This is a genomic window from Wenzhouxiangella sp. AB-CW3 (assembly GCF_014725735.1).
In the GTDB taxonomy this organism is placed as follows: domain Bacteria; phylum Pseudomonadota; class Gammaproteobacteria; order Xanthomonadales; family Wenzhouxiangellaceae; genus Wenzhouxiangella.
In genome coordinates, this window is sequence record NZ_CP061368.1 from 1,290,212 (window position 1) to 1,309,259 (window position 19,048).

The 19,048-nt window shown below is 62.6% G+C and carries 15 protein-coding genes; 9 read left to right on the forward strand and 6 right to left on the reverse strand.

Features of this window, described 5'->3' with window-relative positions:
* Positions 1-64 precede the first annotated feature (64 nt).
* Complete coding sequence (locus tag IC757_RS05595) at positions 65-823, forward strand: enoyl-CoA hydratase/isomerase family protein (RefSeq protein ID WP_190976383.1); 759 nt, start codon at positions 65-67, stop codon at positions 821-823.
* 6 nt (positions 824-829) lie between these two features.
* On the opposite strand, the gene IC757_RS05600 is transcribed toward IC757_RS05595, so the two are convergent.
* Positions 830-1,237 (reverse strand): acyl-CoA thioesterase, encoded by a 408-nt coding sequence (locus tag IC757_RS05600; protein ID WP_190976384.1) that lies wholly within the window; start codon positions 1,235-1,237, stop codon positions 830-832.
* Positions 1,237-4,089, reverse strand: coding sequence for an excinuclease ABC subunit UvrA (gene uvrA, locus IC757_RS05605; protein WP_190976385.1), 2,853 nt, complete (start codon positions 4,087-4,089; stop codon positions 1,237-1,239). The genes IC757_RS05600 and uvrA overlap by 1 nt, the downstream gene beginning before the upstream one ends.
* Before the next feature lie 154 nt (positions 4,090-4,243).
* On the opposite strand from uvrA, the gene IC757_RS05610 reads away from it, so the two are divergent.
* From IC757_RS05610 to cgtA, 5 genes are all read left to right on the forward strand, one after another.
* On the forward strand, positions 4,244-5,212 hold the full coding sequence (locus IC757_RS05610; RefSeq protein ID WP_223846269.1) for an SDR family NAD(P)-dependent oxidoreductase: 969 nt from the start codon (positions 4,244-4,246) through the stop codon (positions 5,210-5,212).
* A gap of 138 nt (positions 5,213-5,350) precedes the next feature.
* A complete protein-coding gene (locus IC757_RS05615) occupies positions 5,351-7,690 on the forward strand; it encodes a DUF6351 family protein (protein ID WP_190976386.1) in 2,340 nt (779 codons plus the stop codon).
* Between the two features lie 268 nt (positions 7,691-7,958).
* On the forward strand, positions 7,959-8,270 hold the full coding sequence (gene rplU, locus IC757_RS05620; protein WP_190976387.1) for a 50S ribosomal protein L21: 312 nt from the start codon (positions 7,959-7,961) through the stop codon (positions 8,268-8,270).
* A gap of 4 nt (positions 8,271-8,274) precedes the next feature.
* On the forward strand, positions 8,275-8,535 hold the full coding sequence (rpmA, locus tag IC757_RS05625; protein ID WP_190976388.1) for a 50S ribosomal protein L27: 261 nt from the start codon (positions 8,275-8,277) through the stop codon (positions 8,533-8,535).
* A 250-nt stretch (positions 8,536-8,785) separates the two neighbouring features.
* The gene (cgtA, locus tag IC757_RS05630) at positions 8,786-9,823 is read left to right on the forward strand and encodes an Obg family GTPase CgtA (RefSeq protein WP_190976389.1); all 1,038 of its coding nucleotides are present in this window, start codon (positions 8,786-8,788) and stop codon (positions 9,821-9,823) included.
* Between the two features lie 65 nt (positions 9,824-9,888).
* On the opposite strand, the gene rpsT is transcribed toward cgtA, so the two are convergent.
* The gene (gene rpsT / locus IC757_RS05635) at positions 9,889-10,152 is read right to left on the reverse strand and encodes a 30S ribosomal protein S20 (RefSeq protein WP_190976390.1); all 264 of its coding nucleotides are present in this window, start codon (positions 10,150-10,152) and stop codon (positions 9,889-9,891) included.
* 364 nt (positions 10,153-10,516) lie between these two features.
* Between rpsT and murJ the strand changes: the two genes are divergently transcribed.
* Positions 10,517-12,115, forward strand: coding sequence for a murein biosynthesis integral membrane protein MurJ (gene murJ / locus IC757_RS05640; protein ID WP_190976391.1), 1,599 nt, complete (start codon positions 10,517-10,519; stop codon positions 12,113-12,115).
* Positions 12,116-12,199: 84 nt separating this feature from the next.
* Here murJ and IC757_RS05645 read toward each other — a convergent pair whose 3' ends face one another.
* The 3 genes from IC757_RS05645 to IC757_RS05655 are packed head-to-tail and all read right to left on the reverse strand — an operon-like array spanning position 12,200 to position 15,050.
* Complete coding sequence (locus tag IC757_RS05645) at positions 12,200-13,135, reverse strand: ArsA family ATPase (RefSeq protein WP_190976392.1); 936 nt, start codon at positions 13,133-13,135, stop codon at positions 12,200-12,202.
* The gene (locus IC757_RS05650; RefSeq protein WP_190976393.1) at positions 13,126-13,383 is read right to left on the reverse strand and encodes a cory-CC-star protein; all 258 of its coding nucleotides are present in this window, start codon (positions 13,381-13,383) and stop codon (positions 13,126-13,128) included. The genes IC757_RS05645 and IC757_RS05650 overlap by 10 nt, the downstream gene beginning before the upstream one ends.
* Positions 13,380-15,050, reverse strand: coding sequence for a carbon starvation protein A (locus IC757_RS05655; RefSeq protein ID WP_190976394.1), 1,671 nt, complete (start codon positions 15,048-15,050; stop codon positions 13,380-13,382). Before IC757_RS05655 ends, IC757_RS05650 begins: the two co-directional genes overlap by 4 nt.
* A gap of 206 nt (positions 15,051-15,256) precedes the next feature.
* Between IC757_RS05655 and IC757_RS05660 the strand changes: the two genes are divergently transcribed.
* Positions 15,257-16,183: a bifunctional riboflavin kinase/FAD synthetase gene (locus IC757_RS05660; RefSeq protein ID WP_190976395.1), complete on the forward strand. Its 927-nt coding sequence runs from the start codon at positions 15,257-15,259 to the stop codon at positions 16,181-16,183.
* Positions 16,184-16,242: 59 nt separating this feature from the next.
* Positions 16,243-19,047: an isoleucine--tRNA ligase gene (ileS, locus tag IC757_RS05665; protein WP_190976396.1), complete on the forward strand. Its 2,805-nt coding sequence runs from the start codon at positions 16,243-16,245 to the stop codon at positions 19,045-19,047.
* The last annotated feature ends 1 nt before the right edge of the window (position 19,048 follow it).

Below are 19,048 nucleotides of genomic sequence, written 5' to 3' on the forward strand. Positions count from 1 at the left end.
AGAATCCGGAGACAGCGTCTCGTGCATAATGCGGGTCAGTCTGAACCCGGATGAATAGGCCATCATGCTCGAAACCATTGAACACTCCGACGACATTCTCGAACTGCGACTGGATCGCCCGCCGGTCAATGCACTCAACCCCGAGCTGGTGGCTCGGCTCGATCAGACACTGGCCAAGGCCGGAGCAGATGGTGCCCGTGCCGTGGTGCTTTCGGGCCGGCCCGGTCTTTTCTCGGCCGGACTCGATGTGCCCGAGCTTCTGACCCTGGACGAAGCCGGCATGCACAGTTTCTGGCAGGACTTTTTCGGACTTCTGGAGCGGGTCGCCCGCTTTGAAGTGCCCCTGGTCAGCGCACTGACCGGTCACAGCCCGGCCGGCGGGACGGTGATCGCCTTGTTCAGCGACTACCGCGTGCAGGCCGAGGGTGATTTTCAGCTGGGCCTCAACGAGGTACAGGTGGGCCTGGTCGTGCCGCCGGTGATACACCAGGCGCTGGCTCGACTGATCGGCGTCTATCCGGCTGAACGCCACCTGGTGGCCGGCCAGATGGTGCCGGCAGCCGAGGCCCTGGAGTTGGGTCTGGTCGATGAGCTGGCGGCACCTGAGCAGGTTGTCGAACGTGCTGTGGCCTGGTGCCGGGAGATGTTGGGATTGCCCGCCCACGCCATGCGTGCCACCCGGACCCTGTGCCGGGCCGATCTCGCCGCACTGTTCGACAGTCGCGAGGCCCTGGATATTGATGCCTTTGTCGCTGGCTGGTTTTCCGAGCCGACCCAGGCCACCCTCAAAGCGCTGGTGGAGCGCCTGGGGCAGAAGGGTTAGTAGCTATTAGTGCTGTTCCGCGGCCAGTCCGCGGATGCTGGTCGGCAACGGCACCGGCTCGCCGGATTTCTTGTCGATCCAGACCAGGGTGCAGGTGGCATCGGCATGCACGACCGTGCTGCCGGACGGGTCGATCATGCGAATCTCGTGCTCCAGCTTGATGCTTGATCGTCCCGGTGACCGCGGTTTCAGAGTGACCTCGAACTGTGCCGGCCAGTGCAGCGGCCGGCGATAGTTGATGTTGATGTTGGCCACCACCGGGCCGCTGGCGTCGCCCTGCCAGTGACTGGCCACAGACTCCATCCATCGTGCCCGCGCCTCTTCGAAATAACGCAAGTAGACCGCGTTGCCGACGTGACCGAAGGCGTCCATGTCACCCCAGCGTACGTCGATTTGAATGTTGAATTCCGACATCAGGCTGACTTCCTCCGCTTGCGTTTGATTGGCAATAACCCGGCTAGGTATTCGCCGGTCCAGGAACCTTTGGTCCGGGCGATCTGTTCGGGTGTGCCGGTGGCGATGATCTGGCCGCCGCGCTCGCCGCCCTCTGGGCCCAGATCGACAATCCAGTCGGCGGTCTTGATGACATCGAGGTTGTGCTCGATCACCACCACGGTGTTGCCCTCGTCGCGCAGGCGGTGCAGCACTTCGAGCAGGTGCTTGATGTCGTGGAAGTGCAGCCCGGTGGTGGGTTCGTCCAGGATGTAGAGCGTCTGGCCAGTGTCGCGCTTGGACAGCTCACGTGCAAGCTTGATGCGCTGTGCCTCGCCGCCTGAAAGCGTGGTTGCGCTCTGGCCAAGCTGAATATAGCTCAGGCCCACATCCATCAGCGTCTGCAGCTTCCTGGCCACGGCCGGTACCGGTTCAAAAAACTCCAGTGCATCCTCGACCGTCATTTCCAGCACTTCGTGAATGCTCTTGCCCTTGTATTGAACGGTCAGGGTCTCGCGGTTGTAACGCTTGCCCTGGCAGACATCGCAGGGCACGAAGATGTCGGGCAGAAAGTGCATTTCGACCCGGATTACGCCATCGCCCTGGCAGGCCTCGCAACGCCCGCCCTTGACGTTGAAGGAAAAGCGCCCGGGCTTGTAGCCGCGTGCACGCGCCTCCTGGGTGCCGGCGAACAGTTCGCGAATAGGAGTAAACAGGCCGGTGTAGGTGGCCGGGTTGGAGCGTGGCGTCCGTCCAATCGGGCTCTGATCGATATCGACGACCTTGTCGAACAAATCCAGTCCGGAATGTCCCGTGTGAGGTGCCGGCGTCTCGGCCGCCCCGTTGAGTTCTCGTGCCAGTACCTTGTAGAGGGTGTCGTTGATCAGGGTCGACTTGCCCGAGCCTGACACGCCGGTCACGCAGACGAACAGGCCGGCCGGCAGTTCCAGGTCGACTGATCCGAGATTGTTGCCCGTCGCGCCTTCGATGCGAAACATTCGTTTGCGATCGGGCTTGTGGCGCTTTTCCGGGATGGCGATCTCGCGCCGGCCCGAGAGATAGTCGCCGGTCATGGACTCGGTGCAGCCGATCAGCCCTTCAGGTGTGCCGCTATAGACGATTTGTCCACCATGAACGCCCGGCCCGGGGCCTATGTCGACGACGTGGTCGGCCGTGCGGATGGCATCCTCGTCATGTTCGACGACGATGACCGTGTTGCCGAGATCGCGCAGCCGTGTCAGGGTTTCGAGCAGACGGGCGTTGTCACGCTGGTGCAGGCCGATGGATGGTTCGTCGAGCACATACATGACCCCGACCAGCCCGGCGCCGATCTGGCTGGCCAGACGGATGCGCTGGGCTTCCCCGCCGGACAGCGTATCGGCCTGCCGGTCGAGGGTCAGGTAGTCGAGGCCGACGTTGACCAGGAAATGCAGGCGTTCGCGCACCTCCTTGAGAATGCGTCCGGCGATTTCGCCGCGCCAGCCGTCCAGTTCGACCTCCTGAAAGAAAGCCAGGCAGCGCTCGACCGACCAGCTCGACACATCGGGCAGCGATGTGCCGGCAATGAATACATGCCGGGCCGCGCGACCCAGACGCTGGCCGTTGCACTCCGGGCAGGCGCGGGTGGAGATATAGCGCGACAGCTCCTCGCGCACGATGCGCGACTCGGTTTCCCGGTAGCGCTTCTCCAGGTTGGGAATGATGCCGACGAACGGGTGCTTGCGCGTCTGGCTGCCGCGCTCGGATAGATAGCGAAAGGCGATCTTTTCCTCGCCACTGCCGTGCAGGATGACCTGCTGGATTCTTTCCGGCAGCTCGCCGAATGGGGTTTCAATATCGAAGTCGAAATGCCGCGACAGCGACTGGATAAGCTGGAAATAATAGGCGTTGCGACGGTCCCAGCCACGGATGGCGCCGCCGGCCAGAGACAGCTCGCGGTTGCCGACCACGCGCTCGGGGTCGAAGTACTGCTTGACGCCCAGCCCGTCGCAGGTCTGGCAGGCACCGTTGGGATTGTTGAACGAGAACATGCGAGGCTCGAGTTCCGGCAGGCTGTAGTCGCACACCGGGCAGGCGAAGCGGGCCGAGAACAGGGTCTCGGCCATCTCGCTGCCCTCGTCCATGGGTGCGATGATCGCCAGGCCGTCAGCCAGCGCCAGTGCCGTCTCGAAGCTTTCGGCCAGGCGCTGGGCGATATCGTCACGCACCCGGAAGCGATCGACCACGGCCTCGATATCGTGCTTCCTGCGCAGCTCCAGCTTCGGCAGATCGTCATCCAGGTCGATGACCTTTCCGTTGACCCGCGCCCGCACGAAGCCCTGGGCGCGCAGCTCCTGGAGCACCTGCAGGTGTTCGCCCTTGCGTCCGCGCACCACCGGCGCCAGCAGCATCAGCTTGCTGCCCACGGGAAAGCCCAGCGCGGTATCAACCATCTGCGAGACGGTCTGGGCGTCGAGCACTTCATCGTGATCCGGACAACGTGGCGTGCCCACGCGCGCATACATCAGGCGCAGGTAATCATGGATTTCCGTAACCGTCCCGACCGTGGAGCGAGGGTTGTGGCTGGCCGCCTTCTGCTCGATGGAAATGGCCGGTGACAAGCCCTCGATATGGTCGATATCGGGCTTCTGCATCATCGACAGGAACTGGCGCGCATAGGCCGACAGCGACTCCACGTAACGCCGCTGTCCCTCCGCGTAAATGGTGTCGAAGGCGAGCGATGACTTGCCGGAGCCCGACAGGCCGGTGAACACGATCAGCTGGTCGCGCGGCAGGTCGAGATCGACATTGGCCAGGTTGTGGGTGCGGGCGCCGCGTACGGAGATCGTTTTCATGCTGGAGCGAAACCTCGGGACAAGCCGGTTAATATAACGTGCCGGTCGTCAGCGGCGCAAAAAGCGTTCACGACGGCGGCCTGATAGACTGCAGGGGCTCGATTGCGTTCCGGCACGATTCCAGGTCCCGGAGCGAGTTTCAACGAGGAGATGCATGATGCAGGTAACGACCATGACAACCCCGTCGGCTTTCCGGCTTCCCATAGCGATGGTGCTGCTCATGATGCTGTTGTTGACCGGATGCCATGAGGCAGGGGGCAGGGGCGATCCGGCCTCCGATTCGGCGTCTGGCGCGGGCGATGATGCGGAGCGAGACCAGCCGGTGGCGCTGGTGACCGGGTCCACGCAGGGACTGGGTGCGGAAGTGGCGCGCAGGCTAGGAGGCATGGGCCATCACGTCATCGTGCATGGACGCGATATTGACCGTGGCCAGGACGTGGTGGCCGAAATCGAGGCCGAGGGCGGAAGTGCCGAGTTTCGCCGGGCCGATTTTCTCGAACTGGACCGGGTGCGGGAGCTGGCTGAAAGCATCAACAGGGACTTCGAGCGACTGAACCTGCTCATCAACAATGCCGGCATCGGCTCGGCCGAGGACGGCATGGAGCGCACCGTCGATGGCGTCGAGCCGGTGTTTCAGGTCAATTATCTTGCTCATTTCCTGCTCACCGAGCAGTTGCTGCCACTGCTCGAGGCTGGCGCACCGGCGCGCATCATCAATGTCTCTTCCGGCGCCCAGGCCGCAATCGATTTCGACGATGTGATGCTTGAGCACTGGGAGCCCGACGGGAGCCAGATCGGGCGGCCTTACGCCCAGAGCAAGCTGGCCCAGATTCTCCATGCCTATGACATGGCCGAGCGCCTGGAGAACACGGGCGTGACCATCAACGCCCTGCACCCGGCCACCTTCATGGATACCTACATGGTGCGGCGGGCCGGCATCGAGCCGCAGACCACCGTGGATGAAGGCGCGGATGCCGTCATGCAGCTGGTTACCGACGAGGTTGGCAGTGGTCATTACTTTCGCGACCACAGCCCCCGCCGTGCCCAAGACCAGGCCTATGATGCCGAGGCTCGCCGGCAGTTGCGCGAACTCAGCCTGGAACTGATCGGGGCCGAAGACTGAAAAATCAGGGTCGGCTTTCAACAGGCGGGTTGGGCGAGGGCGTTTGACCGGAGACTCTCCGGGTATTAGATTGGGGCAGGCGGTTCAGGGCGCGACGGCAAAACAAGGGGCGGGGTCACCAATAGAGGGAGATCTGCCATGATCATTGTTCCACGCAGCCGGACATCGGCTCGCCATGTGTTTTTCTGTCTTTTCCTGCTTTTTTTCTTCCACCCGCTGTCCATCGCCGGAATCACGGTGGTATCCAGTGAGCCTGACCAGGTCACCGGCAATGACGTGCTGATCTCGATTGATGGCCCGGACGGTTACCTGGGCAGTCTGATCATGGTCAATGGTGAACTGGCTGCAACCGATCCGCGCCACATCAAACGTGGGTCTGGGTATCGGGTCGAGGGCCTGAGGGAGGGCGGCAATACGATCGAAGCATGGCACTTCCGGTTCGCCAATGGCATGTTTTCCATCGTGCCGGGCGGCAGTGTCGAGGTGACCGCGCATCCGATCAGTGGTCCTCTGTTTTCCGGTCCGCAACAGCAGCCCTTCGTCTGCTCGGTAGCGGCCGAACTGGGTGTTCAGCCAAACGTTGATGCCTCCGATCCTCCGGGCTTCCGAGTCTATGGCGACAGCGGAGAGGTCGTAGGCTACAGCACCCGGTGCAGTATCGACTCCTTCGTCGAGTACCGGTACCGAACCACCGACGGAAACTGGGCGGATTGGCCTGAAGACGGCAGCACGCCTGAGGATCTCGCAACCACGGTCACGCTGGACGGTGACGAGCTGGATTTTGTCGTTCGGGTGGAGTTCGGCACGATCAACCGCTTCATTTACAGCTTTGCCATGCTGGTCGACCCGGCGGCAATCGGGCGCGAAGGACGCAATCCCGATACCAGTCGCTGGAACGGTCGTCTGGCCTATCACTTTCAGGGAGGTGTCGGCATCGGTCACACCCAGGGTCGCTGGGCTGACAGCCGCGCCATGAAAGCCGATGTGCTCGGCATGGGTCATGCCATTGCCTATTCCACCGGTAATCGCACCGGCGATCACTACAATCTGCAGGTCGGGGGCGAAACCGCGCTGATGACCAAAGAGCACTTCGTCAAGCGTTATGGCGAGCCCAGCTACACGGTCGGCCTTGGCGCGTCCGGCGGGGCGATTCAGCAATACGTCTACGGACAGAACCACCCCGGCCTGATCGATGCCGCCATACCCGAACGCTCCTATCCCGACATGGTGACGCAGACCATTCATGTCGGAGATTGCGAATTGCTCGAGCACTACATGGATGTGACCGACCGTGACAATTCGTTCTGGCAGACGACGGACAACCGAAGCTGGCTGGTTGGACTGAATGCGACCGACCTGCTGGGCAATCCATTTGCCGAACCGCAGGAAGCGCTTGGCTTCGCGGCAGCTCCCGGCATGACCGAGTGTGTTCCAGCCTGGCGCGGGCTGTCACCCCTGTCACTCAACCCACACTTCGGTTCGGTGCGCAACGCCGAACACTGGGAGCCGCTTTCCGACATCCATGAAATCGAGTGGACCCACATGGATGACCTGCGCCATATCTACGGCATTGCCGAGGACGGCTTCGCCCGGCGCGCGGTGGACAATGTGGGTGTGCAGTACGGCCTGCGAGCCTTTGTCGATGGCGTGATCGATGCCGAGCAGTTCCTCAAGGTCAATTCCGAAGTGGGTGGCTGGAAGCCCTCGGCCGAAATGGCTCAGGAAGGCTACCCGTTCATAGGTGACCCCACGCCCGACAACTTCGACCCCTGGAGCCAGCGCAACATCATGCTCAGCGATGGTGACTCGCCAGCTCCGCGCCATGAGGGCCATCTCGATGCCATCGCCGGTCTGTATGAGAGCGGCATGATCTTTCGCGGGCAGATCGATATTCCGGTCATCGATATCCGCGACTGGCTGGAGCCGGTGCTTGACATGCACAATGCGCACCAGAGCTTTGCCGCTCGTCAGCGCATCCTCAATGAAATGGACACGGCCGACCACCATCTGATCTGGTTTGCCGGGATTGGCGACGAGCCGCCGTTCAATATCGGTGAGGCTGATATCGAGGAAATGGCCCTGCGCGTCATGGATGACTGGATGGCCAATATTCAGGCAGAACCGGATGCCGATGTCGCCACCGTTCGTCCCGATGATGCCGTCGACGCCTGCTTTGAAGACGATGGCAGTGTGCTTGCGGCAGGAGAGGGCGTCTGGGACGGAATTCTGGATGACAATGACCCCGGGCCCTGCACGCAGGCCTTTCCGGTGTTTACCACCTCGCGCATCGAGGCGGGAGGGCCGATCACCGGTGATGTGTTCAAGTGTCAGCTCAAGTCCGTCGATGAGGCTTTGGCTGACGGCACCTATGGCGATCGCGAGTTCAGCGCCGAACAGGTGACCCGATTGCAGCAGATTTTCCCCCAGGGAGTCTGTGACTACAGCCTTCCCGATCTTGGGCGTCCGGCCGGGCTTTAAGAAGCCCGACAATTATTAACCCTGCAACCAAACAGGTTGCTGGGTTAATGCCAGGCCGGAACGGCCGGGGCCGCGAAGCGAAGGCATTTTCGGACATGTGCCGCAAATGCCGCGCAACGAATGCCGTAGGTATTTCGTTGCCGGTTTAATAAATCCCCCTGGCGGCGGTCATGATGACCTGCCGCCAGGGGTCAACTGACGTTGACTGCCCGGGCCCGGTCCGGTAGAATTCCCGCTCTTTACTGGCTAGTTTTTGCGGAGCAGATCCATGTACGCGGTATTTACCACCGGCGGCAAGCAATACAAGGCATCCGAAGGCGACGTCCTGCGGGTCGAGAAGCTCGAGGCCGAGAAGGGCGCCAAGGTCGAAATCGACCAGGTCCTGATGGTTGGCGAAGGCGACGATGTTCGCATCGGCACTCCGACCGTCGACGGTGGCAAGGTGACCGCCGAGGTCGTCGACCACGGTCGTGGCGACAAGGTCCGGATCATCAAGTTCAAGCGGCGCAAGCACCACATGAAGCAGATGGGGCATCGCCAGTACTACACCGACATCAAGATCACCGGAATCGAAGGCTGAAGCAATGGCACATAAAAAGGCAGGCGGCTCGACTCGCAACGGCCGCGACTCCAATCCGAAATACCTGGGCGTGAAGCGCTACGGCGGCGAGCAGGTCAACGCCGGCAACATCCTGGTTCGCCAGCGTGGCACCCGCTTCCATGCCGGCGCCAACGTCGGCGTGGGCCGAGATCACACCCTGTTCGCCCTGTCCGACGGCAAGGTCAAGTTCGAACAGCGCGGCAAGCCCGTGCGCAAGTTCATCTCGATCGAGCCGGCCGAGTAAGGCATTACGCCAACGAGGCGACGCAAGACCCCGCCGCGTGCGGGGTTTTTCGTATCTGGGTTTCGCTTTCCGAGTAAGAACAAAAAGCGTTCACCACAGAGGCACAGAGGACACAGAGAAAGAACACATAAAACAATTAATTTCAATGTTTTATCTCTGTGATCTCTGTGTCTCTGTGGTGAGTTTCCCAAGTTGCTTATGCGGGCGGCGCAGAAGCGACAAGCCACAGCTGGCAACAGGATATCTGACTATGAAGTTTGTAGATGAAGCCAGGATCATGGTCCAGGCCGGCAAGGGCGGGGCCGGTTGTGTCAGTTTCCGGCGCGAGAAGTACATCCCCAAGGGGGGTCCGGACGGTGGTGACGGCGGCGACGGCGGCAGTGTTTATCTGGAAGGCGATTCCGGTCTCAACACCCTGGCCGACTTCCGTCATGCCCGCCACTTCAAGGCGAAGAACGGCCAGCCGGGTCAGGGTCGGCAGCGGTATGGCCGCGGTGCCGATGACGTGACCATCCGGGTTCCCCTGGGTACTATCGTCAAGGCCACCGAAACCGATGAGACCATCGGGGAAGTGACCGAACACGGTCAGCGCATGCTGGTGGCCAAAGGCGGTGTCGGTGGCAAGGGCAATGTGCATTTCAAGTCCTCGACCAATCGCACGCCGCGCCAGTCTACGCCCGGAACCCCCGGTGAGCAGCGCGAGCTGCACCTGGAGCTGAAGGTTCTGGCCGATGTTGGTCTGCTGGGGTTTCCCAACGCGGGCAAGTCGACGCTGATCAGTGCGGTCTCGGCAGCGCGACCCAAGGTGGCCGATTATCCGTTCACGACGCTGTATCCGAACCTGGGCGTGGTCAGTCTCGAGCCCGGCCGGTCTTTCGTGATCGCCGATATTCCGGGCCTGATCGAGGGCGCGGCCGAGGGTGCCGGACTGGGTATTCAGTTTCTGAAGCATTTACAACGCACCCGGCTGCTTCTGCACCTGGTCGATATCGCGCCTGTGGATGGTGCCGATCCGGTCGAGCAGGTGCGAGCGCTGGAGCGCGAGCTGGAACGCTACGATGCCGAACTGGCCGGACGTGAGCGCTGGCTGCTATTGACCAAGACCGATCAGCTCGACTCTGAAGAGATCGATCAGCGAAGCCGGGATATCATTGAGCGGCTGGGGTGGGAGTCGCCCTGGTTTGCCATCTCTTCTGTGGCGCGGGTGGGGCTGAACCGCCTGGTCGGAGAGATCATGACCCACATCGAGACATCTGCGCGTAACGACGATGTCCAGAGCGTGGAGTGAGGGCACAAAAAAGGCCGCGATCAACGCGGCCTCTTTCATGCAGTGGTGCCGATCGATCTGGCCGGTCAGCCCATGCTGCGAACGTGCTGGTTCAGGCGCGACTTGTGCCGGGCTGCCTTGTTGGCGTGCATAATGCCCTTGGACACGGAACGGTCGATTGCCGGAACCGCAGCCTTGTAGGCTTCCTCGGCGGCAGCCTTGTCGCCGGCATCGATGGCGCGCAGCACCCTCTTGATCTTGGTGCGAACGTGCGAACGCTGGGAAGCGTTTTGCTGGCGGTGCCGCTCGGCCTGGCGGGCACGCTTGCGGGCAGATACGCTGTTGGCCACGGTTGAATCTCCTGAGAAAACTTCGTGAATAAAATCAAGCAGGGAATTATCGGATGAAAGGCGGTGTGAGTCAAGGGAGTATTCGGGGCTCGGATAAAGGCCGGGACTCGGGACTCGGGACTCGGGACTCGGGAAAAGACCAAGGTTCGCGACTTTGGACCAAGGCCGAAAGAACCCCTTCAAGGCTTGATGCCTTGATCGGCGCGGCGATTGTCGAGAAATGTTTTGCCAACATCAATCGAAGCCGACACGCAACCAATCGCCACATCCCCCTCAGTAGCGAGTCCCGAGTCCCGAGTCCCGAGTCCCGACACCTTTCCGAGTCGCACCAGTCACTCCAGCCCCGGATCCAGCCCCCAACCCAATGAGCCTCCTGCGCAACACCTTCAACTTCGGTGCCATGACGCTGGTATCGCGTATTCTCGGCTTTGTCCGCGATGTGGTGCTGGCGCGCTGGTTCGGGGCCACCGCGGCCACCGATGCCTTTTTCGTGGCGTTCAAGATTCCGAACTTTCTGCGCCGCCTGTTTGCCGAAGGTTCCTTCTCGCTGGCCTTCGTGCCCGTGCTCGCCGAGTACCGGGAAAAGGGCGACACCGCGGCCATGAAATCGCTGATCGACGCCACGGCCGGCAGCCTGCTGGCCGTGCTGCTGGTCATGACCGGCATCGGGGTGCTGGCCGCCCCGGTGTTCATCAGTATTTTCGCGCCGGGCTTCCATGACAATCCCGAGCAGCATGCCCTGGCATCGGACATGTTGCGGATAACCTTTCCCTACCTGCTGTTCATCGCCCTGACGGCACTTTCCGGCGGCATTCTCAATACCCTGGGCCGATTCGCCCTGCCTGCACTGACGCCGGCCCTGCTCAATATTTCGCTGATCACGGCGGCGGTGGCTTTCAGCGCCTGGTTCGAAGTGCCGGTCAAGTCGCTGGCCTGGGGTGTGCTGGTGGCCGGTATTCTGCAACTGGCCGTGCAGTTGCCTTCGCTGGCACGCCACGGCGTTTTGCCCGTGCCGCGACCGAACTTCAGCCATCCCGGGGTCCGGCGCATCATGAAACTGATGGTGCCGACCCTGTTCGGCTCTTCCGTGGCGCAGATCAGTCTGTTGCTCGATGTGCTGATTGCCTCGCTGCTGATCGAGGCCAGTATCTCCTGGCTGTACTACGGCGACCGCCTGATGGAGTTTCCGCTGGGCCTGTTCGGCGTCGCCCTTTCGGTGGTGATTCTGCCCACCTTGTCCTCGCTACATGCGCGCAATGACCGCACCGAGTTTCGGGCAACGCTGGAATGGGCCATGCTGCTCGGACTTGTCATTGGTGTGCCCTCGGCCGTGGGGCTGGCCGTGGTGGCCGAGCCGCTGGTGGTCACGCTGTTCCAGTACGGCGCTTTTACGGCGCATGATGTGCAGATGGCGGCACTGGCCCTGATGGCCTACTGCATCGGTCTGCCGGCGTTTATCGGCGTGAAGATCCTGGCGCCGGCCTATTTCTCGCGCCAGGATACAAAAACGCCGGTCAGGATCGCGGTGACCGCCCTGGCGCTCAACATGCTGCTCAATGTGGTTTTCGTGGTGGTGATCATCTGGCATTTGTCCGGCGGTGATTTCGGCGATGGCCTGTTCGCCACCCTGGCTGCCCACCCGGGTGCGCATGCCGGCCTGGCGCTGGCTTCCAGCGCCTCGGCCTGGCTAAACTTCGGCCTGCTGTGGCGCAACCTGAGAAAGCCCGGCTTGTCGCCCGCACTGCCGATCAAGCGGATCGGGCAGGTGGCGTTGGCCTGCCTGGTTATGGCGACCTCCGTGCTGGCCGTGCAACCCGATATTTCGGCGTGGCTGGAGGCCGGCGTGGCCTGGCGGATCGGCTGGCTGATAGTGGTGATAGGAACCGGTGCCGCGGCTTATGGGCTTGTGCTGCTACTTGCCGGTCTCCGTCCGCGACATCTCGCGCGTCCGATGGCCACGTAAGAATTGGGGCGGCGGGTGGGAGATGGGGAAAGCAGCGGGCTGCCGGTTGATTCTTCACATCATTGAAGGCCGACTCCAGGGAGATTACAACGATTCCAGAATCCCTCGCCCCAGTGACCGCAATTCAGCTAGTCCGGCGGGTGGTTCGGCACTGAGTTCGACACGTTGGCGCGGCCAGGTGGAGAAAGTGCGGTCGATCTCGGCCAGCCTGGCATCCTGCTGTTCGCGGCGGCGTCGCAGAAAGGGGTCGGTGGAACCGGCGGGCAGCAGGCCGTTGACAATCAGTCCGGCGACGGACAGGCCGATCCCGGTCAGGCCATCGAGCAGGCGTTCGCTTTCCAGGATCGGCAGGCGCTCGGGGATGAGAACCACCAGCGCGCAGCTTCGCCCGGGATCGGTGAGGATGTCGTGCGCCGTCTTCAGCCGGTCGCGTCTGGCCTGCAGTCGTTGGGCGACCCGCTGTTGCGCCACGGAAGCTTCATTGCCGAGTTGCCGGGATAGCCGGTCGTGCTGTTGACGCTGATGGGTCAGTGCATCGGCCCAGTCGCCAAGCTGGTCTGGCAGCGACAGCATGCGCAGTGTATGCCCGGTCGGGGCCGTGTCGAGCACGATGCGATCGTAGCGGTGCATGGATCGCGCCAGCAGTTCGGCCAGATGTTCGATGAGGGCGGCCTCGGCAGTGCCCGGAGCGGTGGCCGAGGCCCTGAGCTGACGGTCGATGTCGGGCCAGGTGTCGGGGTGGGCAAACTGCTTCATGGCCCGGGTCACTTCGGCAACATGCCGTGCGGCCAGGGCATCGGCATCGATCTCGATTGCCTCGAGATTGGCCGTGATACGGGTTGGCGCCTGTTGGCAGGGTTGCTGCAGTACGTCTGAGAGCGAATGTGCCGGGTCGGTCGAGACCAGCAGAGTGCGCTGGTCGCGCGCGGCCGTTGCGGCGGCCAGGGCCGTCGCCATGGTGGTCTTGCCGACTCCCCCCTTGCCGGCCACGACGACCACGCCCCGGTGGTTCAGCAGCATCGTGTGCAGTCGAGTACCGAATGCTCCAGGCCGGCACGTCGATGCCAGTCATGGAAATCGTCGGCCAGGAGCACCTTCAGTTCCAGTACATGGTGGGCCATGGGGTTGTCGATGCCCAGTGCATCGGCATAGACCATCAGCATCATCGCATCGTTGTGTCGTCTCTGGTCGGCCAGCAGGGCACGGCGATGGCGTGTTCCGTATAACTCTTCGAGCAGCCGGTTCAGGCGTTGCCAAGCGCGCTTCATGAGCCGGAATGCTCTCTGCGGGCGCGCACCAGGGCGGCTGCGGTTTCCAGCGCCACCATGACCGCGGCAACCAGGATCAGGGCGTCCAGGCCCAGCAGGAACCAGTTTTCCTGCCGGTAGAAATCCAGCAGTTGATAGAGCAGGGCAGCCAGCGTCATCAGGATCAGGCCGATCATCGGAACCAGGGTGTACCATGGTGGACGGCCCAGTCTGACCACCAGCAGGCTGATCACCAGCAGGGTGAGTGCGGCGAGCAACTGATTGGTGGTGCCGAACAGCGGCCAGATGGCCAGCCCGCCGGTTCCTTCCGTACCGCCGGCTCCGAAGGCCAGCGCCAGGCAGCAGCCGACGGCCAGGATCGTGGCCGGGGCGCGGCGCGTCAGCCAGTCAATGCCGTAGATGTTGCCCCATTCCTGGACGATGTAGCGTTGCAGGCGAATGCCGGTATCCATGGTGGTGGCCGCAAACAGCACGGCCATGACCGCCAGCAGCGTGGTTCCCACGGCCAGGGGCAGGCCATAGCCGTTGTGCATGATGGCCGCGCCACCCTCGACGAAGGCATCCAGCCCGCCGGCGGCAAAACCGGAGTACAGGGCTTCCCACTCGCCCAGGGTCGCGAATCCGGCCGTGCAGGCGATGATCGCGGCCAGCGCCAGGCAGCCTTCGCCCACGGCGCCGAAGTAGCCGACGAAGCGGGCGTCGGGTTCGCGGTCGAGCTGCTTGGAGGTGGTGCCCGATGCGACCAGGCCGTGGAAGCCCGAGATCGCGCCACAGGCAATGGTCACGAACAGCAGCGGGATGAGCGGGGGAACACCATCGGGCAGGTTGGTGTTGTAGAGCGGCGCGACCACCGTCGGGTTGGCCAGCGCCACGGCCAGGAAGATCAGGCCCAAGCCGATGAAAAGCTGCAGGCCATTGATGTAGTCGCGGGGCTGCAGCAGCACCCATACCGGCAGCAGCGAGGCAATCGCGGCATAGCTGAACAGGATGATGATCCACTGGGCATTGGCGCCCAGGCCGACGAATTCGTCCGGCAATGTGACGGGCAGGTACTGACCGAGCCAGATGGCGCCGTAGAGCGCGATGACGCCGAAAACCGACAGCCAGGCCAGGCCGATGACGCGACGGTAGATCAGCTGCCCCAGAATCAGGGCAACGCCTATGGCGGCCCAGGCCGGTACCACGCTTTCCGGGAAGCCAGTAAACAGTCGTGCGATGACCACGGCGAAGACCGCATTGACCATCAGCAGCAACAGGAAGATCACGATCATGAACAGAGCCCGCGCCCGTTCGCTGACCAGGATGCCGGTGAGCGTTCCGATGGAACGTGCGCGATGCCGCACGCTGGCCCAGATGGCCCCCAGGTCATGCACGCCGGCAATGAAGACCGTGCCGACGATCACCCACGCAAAAGCCGGCCCCCAGCCCCAGATGACCGCGATGGCCGGCCCGACAATGGGGGCGGCACCGGCCACCGAAGTGAAGTGGTGCCCCCACAGCACGAAGCGATTGGTGGGGACATAGTCGATCTCGTCTCGCAGCTCATGCGCCGGCGTTCGGAACTGCGGGTCGAGCCGATAGATCCGCTTGGCGATAAAACGCGAATAGACCAGGTAGCCCAGCGCAAATGCGCTCAGACCGAACAGCATCAGGGCGATGGCGTTCATGTGCATGGCGGTTGGGTTGGCATGGGGCAAGGATTGTGGATTGTGGGGCGGGTGTCAAATGGAGGGAGGTAAAAGGTAAGAGGTGAAAGGTGAAAGGAGGGTGCCCCGGCTCCTTTCGCCTTTCACCTTTCGCCTTTCACCTTTCACCTTTCACCTTTTACCTTTTTTCCTTCTTCTCCAAAACCTGTAAAATCGCCCGACTGCCCATGCGACTCATCAGATACCTCAACCCGGAGCTTGATGACCGGCCTGCCTGTTCGGTGGCGGTTGGCAACTTCGATGGACTGCACCGTGGCCATCAGGCGCTGCTTGATGCGGCGTGCGCCGGTGGCGGCAAGCTGGCCACGGCCATGATGTGTTTCGAGCCGTTGCCGGCCACGTTTTTCAGGCCGCAGGCGCCCGTGCCGCGGTTGCTGAACCTGCGCGACCGGGTTGGTCTGGCGCGGGACTACGGGCTGGACCTGATGTTCATGTTGCGTTTCAACGTCGGTTTCGCCCGGCAAAGCCCGGAGCGGTTTGTGCGCGATGTGTTGGTGCGCGGCGCCAATGCCAGGCGCGTGGTGGTGGGGCACGATTTCCGGTTTGGATCGCGCGCAGCCGGCGATGTGACAATGCTTATGAAGCTGGCGCGGCGCTATGATTTCGAGCTGGTGTGCGTCGATGCCGTCGATGACGGCGATGAGCGGATTTCCTCCTCGCGCGTTCGCGAGGCACTGGCCGTGGGCAAACTGGATGTTGCCGCCGGTCTGCTGGGACGGCCGTATGCCATCTCGGGGCGAGTGTTGCGCGGCAACGAGCTGGGGCGGCAGCTGGGTTTTGCCACGGTCAATCTGCGCCCACCCATCCCGCCGGCGCTGCATGGGGTGTATTCGGTCCGGGTCAGTGGCGCGGGACTGGACCACCACCCGGGGGTGGCGAGTATCGGTCTGCGACCGACGGTGGATGGACGCGACTGGCTGCTCGAAGCCCACCTGTTCGATTACGATGGCGACCTGTACGGGCGTCATGTGAGAGTGGAGTTCGTTGAATTCATTCGCGCCGAGCGCAAGTTCGAAGATGTGGATGCAATGAAGCGACAGATGATCAAGGATGCCGAGAAGGCAAGGGAGACCCTGGACCCGGCTCGTTCGTGATCCCTTCGGGCGCGCGGGCAGCATTACCAGGCCGCAGCGACAAGACAGTTAGCGAAACCATGGACTACAAAGACACCATCAATTTGCCGAAGACGGCGTTTCCGATGAAGGCATCGCTGGCCAATCGCGAGCCGCAGATGCTCAAGCAATGGTACGACCTTGACCTGTACGGTCGGATCCAGGCGGCCACTGCCAATCGGCCCGCTTTCGTGCTGCATGACGGCCCCCCCTATGCCAATGGCGATATTCACATCGGCCATGCGGTCAACAAGGTGCTCAAGGATATCGTCGTGCGCTCGGCGCTGATGGCCGGTTACCGCGCTCCCTATATCCCGGGCTGGGACTGTCACGGGCTGCCCATTGAGCTGCAGGTGGAAAAAAAGGTCGGCAAGGTCGGCCACAAGGTCGACGCGGCCACGTTCCGACAGAAGTGCCGCGAGTACGCCGATCGGCAGATCGACAACCAGCGCGAGGACTTCAAGCGTCTGGGTGGTCTCGGTGACTGGTCCAATCCCTATGCCACGCGCGATTTTTCCTACGAGGCCAATATGCTCCGGGCGTTGGCGAAAATCGTCGAGCGCGGACACCTCAAGCGCGGCGTCAAGCCCGTTCACTGGTGTTTCGACTGTGGCTCGGCGCTGGCCGAGGCCGAGATCGAATACCAGGACAAGACCTCGATTGCCGTCGACGTGCTGTTTCCGGCTGCCGATCCGGCCGAGCTGGGGCGGCTTTTCGGCCAGGACTCCCTTTCGGACGATGCCGGCGTCGTCATCTGGACGACCACGCCGTGGACGCTGCCGGCCAACCAGGCAGTGTGCCTGAATGCCGATCTCGACTACGAGTTGGTGCGCGGTCAGCGCGAAGGCGTTGTGCGTGAGCTGGTCATTGCCAGCGAATTGCGTGACTCCGTGTGCGAGCGCATCGGGCTGGACAACGTCGAGGTCATCGGTTCGGTAAAGGGCAAAACCCTCGAACATCTCAAGCTCAATCACCCGTTCAACGACTACCAGGTGCCGGTCATTCTCGGCGAGCATGTCACGACCGATGCCGGTACCGGTGCAGTCCACACCGCCCCCGGTCACGGCCAGGAAGACTTCGATATCGGCAAGATCTACGACCTGCCCGTGGTCAACCCCATCGACGGACGCGGTATTTTCGTCGATGACACGGCCGTGGTGGGCGGCGAGCATGTCTGGAAGGCCAACAGTCAGCTGGTCGAGCACATGCAGGTCAGCGGCCATCTGCTGGCCGCCGAGGATTTCGGCCACAGCTATCCGCACTGCTGGCGCCACAAGACGCCAACGGCATTTCGTACCACCCCGCAGTGGTTCATTGCCATGGACCAGGCCGGACTGCGCGAACAGGCGCTCAAGGCCATCGACCAGGTGCGCTGGGTGCCCGACTGGGGCCAGGCGCGCATTCGCGGAATGATCGAGACCCGCCCGGACTGGTGCATCTCGCGTCAGCGCACCTGGGGCGTGCCGCTGGGCTTTTTCTGCGACCGCGAAAGCCAGCAACCGCATCCGGACACCCCGGAGATCCTGAAGAAACTGGCCGACATCGTCGCCGAGGAAGGCGTCGATGCCTGGTATGCCGACGATGTTGCCGAGCGCCTGGGCGTGGACGGCGAGCGCTATGAGCCGGTGCCCGACATTCTCGATGTCTGGTTCGACTCCGGCGTGACCCACTACTGCGTGCTTGATCAGCGCGACGAACTGACCCGGCCGGCCGATATCTACCTGGAAGGTTCCGACCAGCATCGTGGCTGGTTTCAGTCCTCGCTGCTGACCTCGGTGGCCATGCATGGCGAAGCCCCCTATCGACAGGTGCTCACCCACGGCTTCACCGTCGATGCCGAAGGCAAGAAGATGTCGAAGTCCATGGGCAATGTCGTCGCCCCACAGCAGGTCATGAAGACCCTGGGCGCCGATATTCTCAGGCTGTGGGTGGCTGCGGCCGACTACCGCCAGGAAATGAGTGTTTCCGACGAGATTCTCAAGCGCGTCGCCGACGCCTACCGGCGCATCCGCAACACCTCGCGCTTCCTGCTTGGCAACCTGCATGGTTTTGATCCGGAATCGCACCGGCTGTCGGTCGATAAGTTGCTGCCGCTGGATCGTTATGCGCTCGATCTGGCCCGCCAGCTGGGTGACGAAATTGCCGAGTCCTACTCAAACTACCGCTTTCTCAATATCTATCAGCGCCTGCACCATTTCTGCTCGGTGGACATGGGCGCGTTCTATCTCGACATTATCAAAGACCGCCTCTATACCCTGCCTGAAGACCATCCGGCCCGCCGCTCGGCACAGACGGTCATGCACCATATCCTCGAAGCGCTGGTGCGCTGGCTGGCGCCGGTATGCTGCTTCACCGCCGAGGAGATCTGGAAGGGGATGCCGGGCGATCGCTCGGAGTCGGTGATGCTGGCGACCTGGTACGAGGGTCTGGAGCCCACCGATCAGGCCACGCGTGAGACCTGGCGTCGCCTGCGGGCGGTGCGCGAGGTGGTCGGGCCGAAACTGGAACAGCTCCGACGCGACAAGGCCATCGGCTCTTCGCTGGCTGCCGAAATCACGCTCGAGGCCTCGGGTCGCCTGGGCGAAGAACTGGCGGCCATCGGTGACGAACTCCGCTTTCTGTTCATTTCCTCCGATGTGCACCTGGCCGAGGTCACCGAGGTCATGGAGTCGGCCGAGATCGAAGGCGACACGCTCAAGGTCGCCGTGCGTGCCACCAATCATGCCAAGTGCATCCGCTGCTGGCACCATCGCGCCGACGTAGGCTCCAACCCGGACCATCCCGAGATCTGTGAACGTTGCGTGGGTAACGTCGAGGGTCCGGCAGAAACACGAACCTGGGGCTGAC

Bases quoted from the DNA above. Each gene is read 5' to 3' on its own strand.
- IC757_RS05595 (WP_190976383.1), top strand. From the start codon at position 65: ATGCTCGAAACCATTGAACACTCCGACGACATTCTCGAACTGCGACTG.
- IC757_RS05600 (WP_190976384.1), bottom strand. From the start codon at position 1,237: ATGTCGGAATTCAACATTCAAATCGACGTACGCTGGGGTGACATGGAC.
- uvrA (WP_190976385.1), bottom strand. From the start codon at position 4,089: ATGAAAACGATCTCCGTACGCGGCGCCCGCACCCACAACCTGGCCAAT.
- IC757_RS05610 (WP_223846269.1), top strand. From the start codon at position 4,244: ATGATGCAGGTAACGACCATGACAACCCCGTCGGCTTTCCGGCTTCCC.
- IC757_RS05615 (WP_190976386.1), top strand. From the start codon at position 5,351: ATGATCATTGTTCCACGCAGCCGGACATCGGCTCGCCATGTGTTTTTC.
- rplU (WP_190976387.1), top strand. From the start codon at position 7,959: ATGTACGCGGTATTTACCACCGGCGGCAAGCAATACAAGGCATCCGAA.
- rpmA (WP_190976388.1), top strand. From the start codon at position 8,275: ATGGCACATAAAAAGGCAGGCGGCTCGACTCGCAACGGCCGCGACTCC.
- cgtA (WP_190976389.1), top strand. From the start codon at position 8,786: ATGAAGTTTGTAGATGAAGCCAGGATCATGGTCCAGGCCGGCAAGGGC.
- murJ (WP_190976391.1), top strand. From the start codon at position 10,517: ATGAGCCTCCTGCGCAACACCTTCAACTTCGGTGCCATGACGCTGGTA.
- IC757_RS05645 (WP_190976392.1), bottom strand. From the start codon at position 13,135: ATGCTGCTGAACCACCGGGGCGTGGTCGTCGTGGCCGGCAAGGGGGGA.
- IC757_RS05650 (WP_190976393.1), bottom strand. From the start codon at position 13,383: ATGAAGCGCGCTTGGCAACGCCTGAACCGGCTGCTCGAAGAGTTATAC.
- IC757_RS05655 (WP_190976394.1), bottom strand. From the start codon at position 15,050: ATGAACGCCATCGCCCTGATGCTGTTCGGTCTGAGCGCATTTGCGCTG.
- IC757_RS05660 (WP_190976395.1), top strand. From the start codon at position 15,257: ATGCGACTCATCAGATACCTCAACCCGGAGCTTGATGACCGGCCTGCC.
- ileS (WP_190976396.1), top strand. From the start codon at position 16,243: ATGGACTACAAAGACACCATCAATTTGCCGAAGACGGCGTTTCCGATG.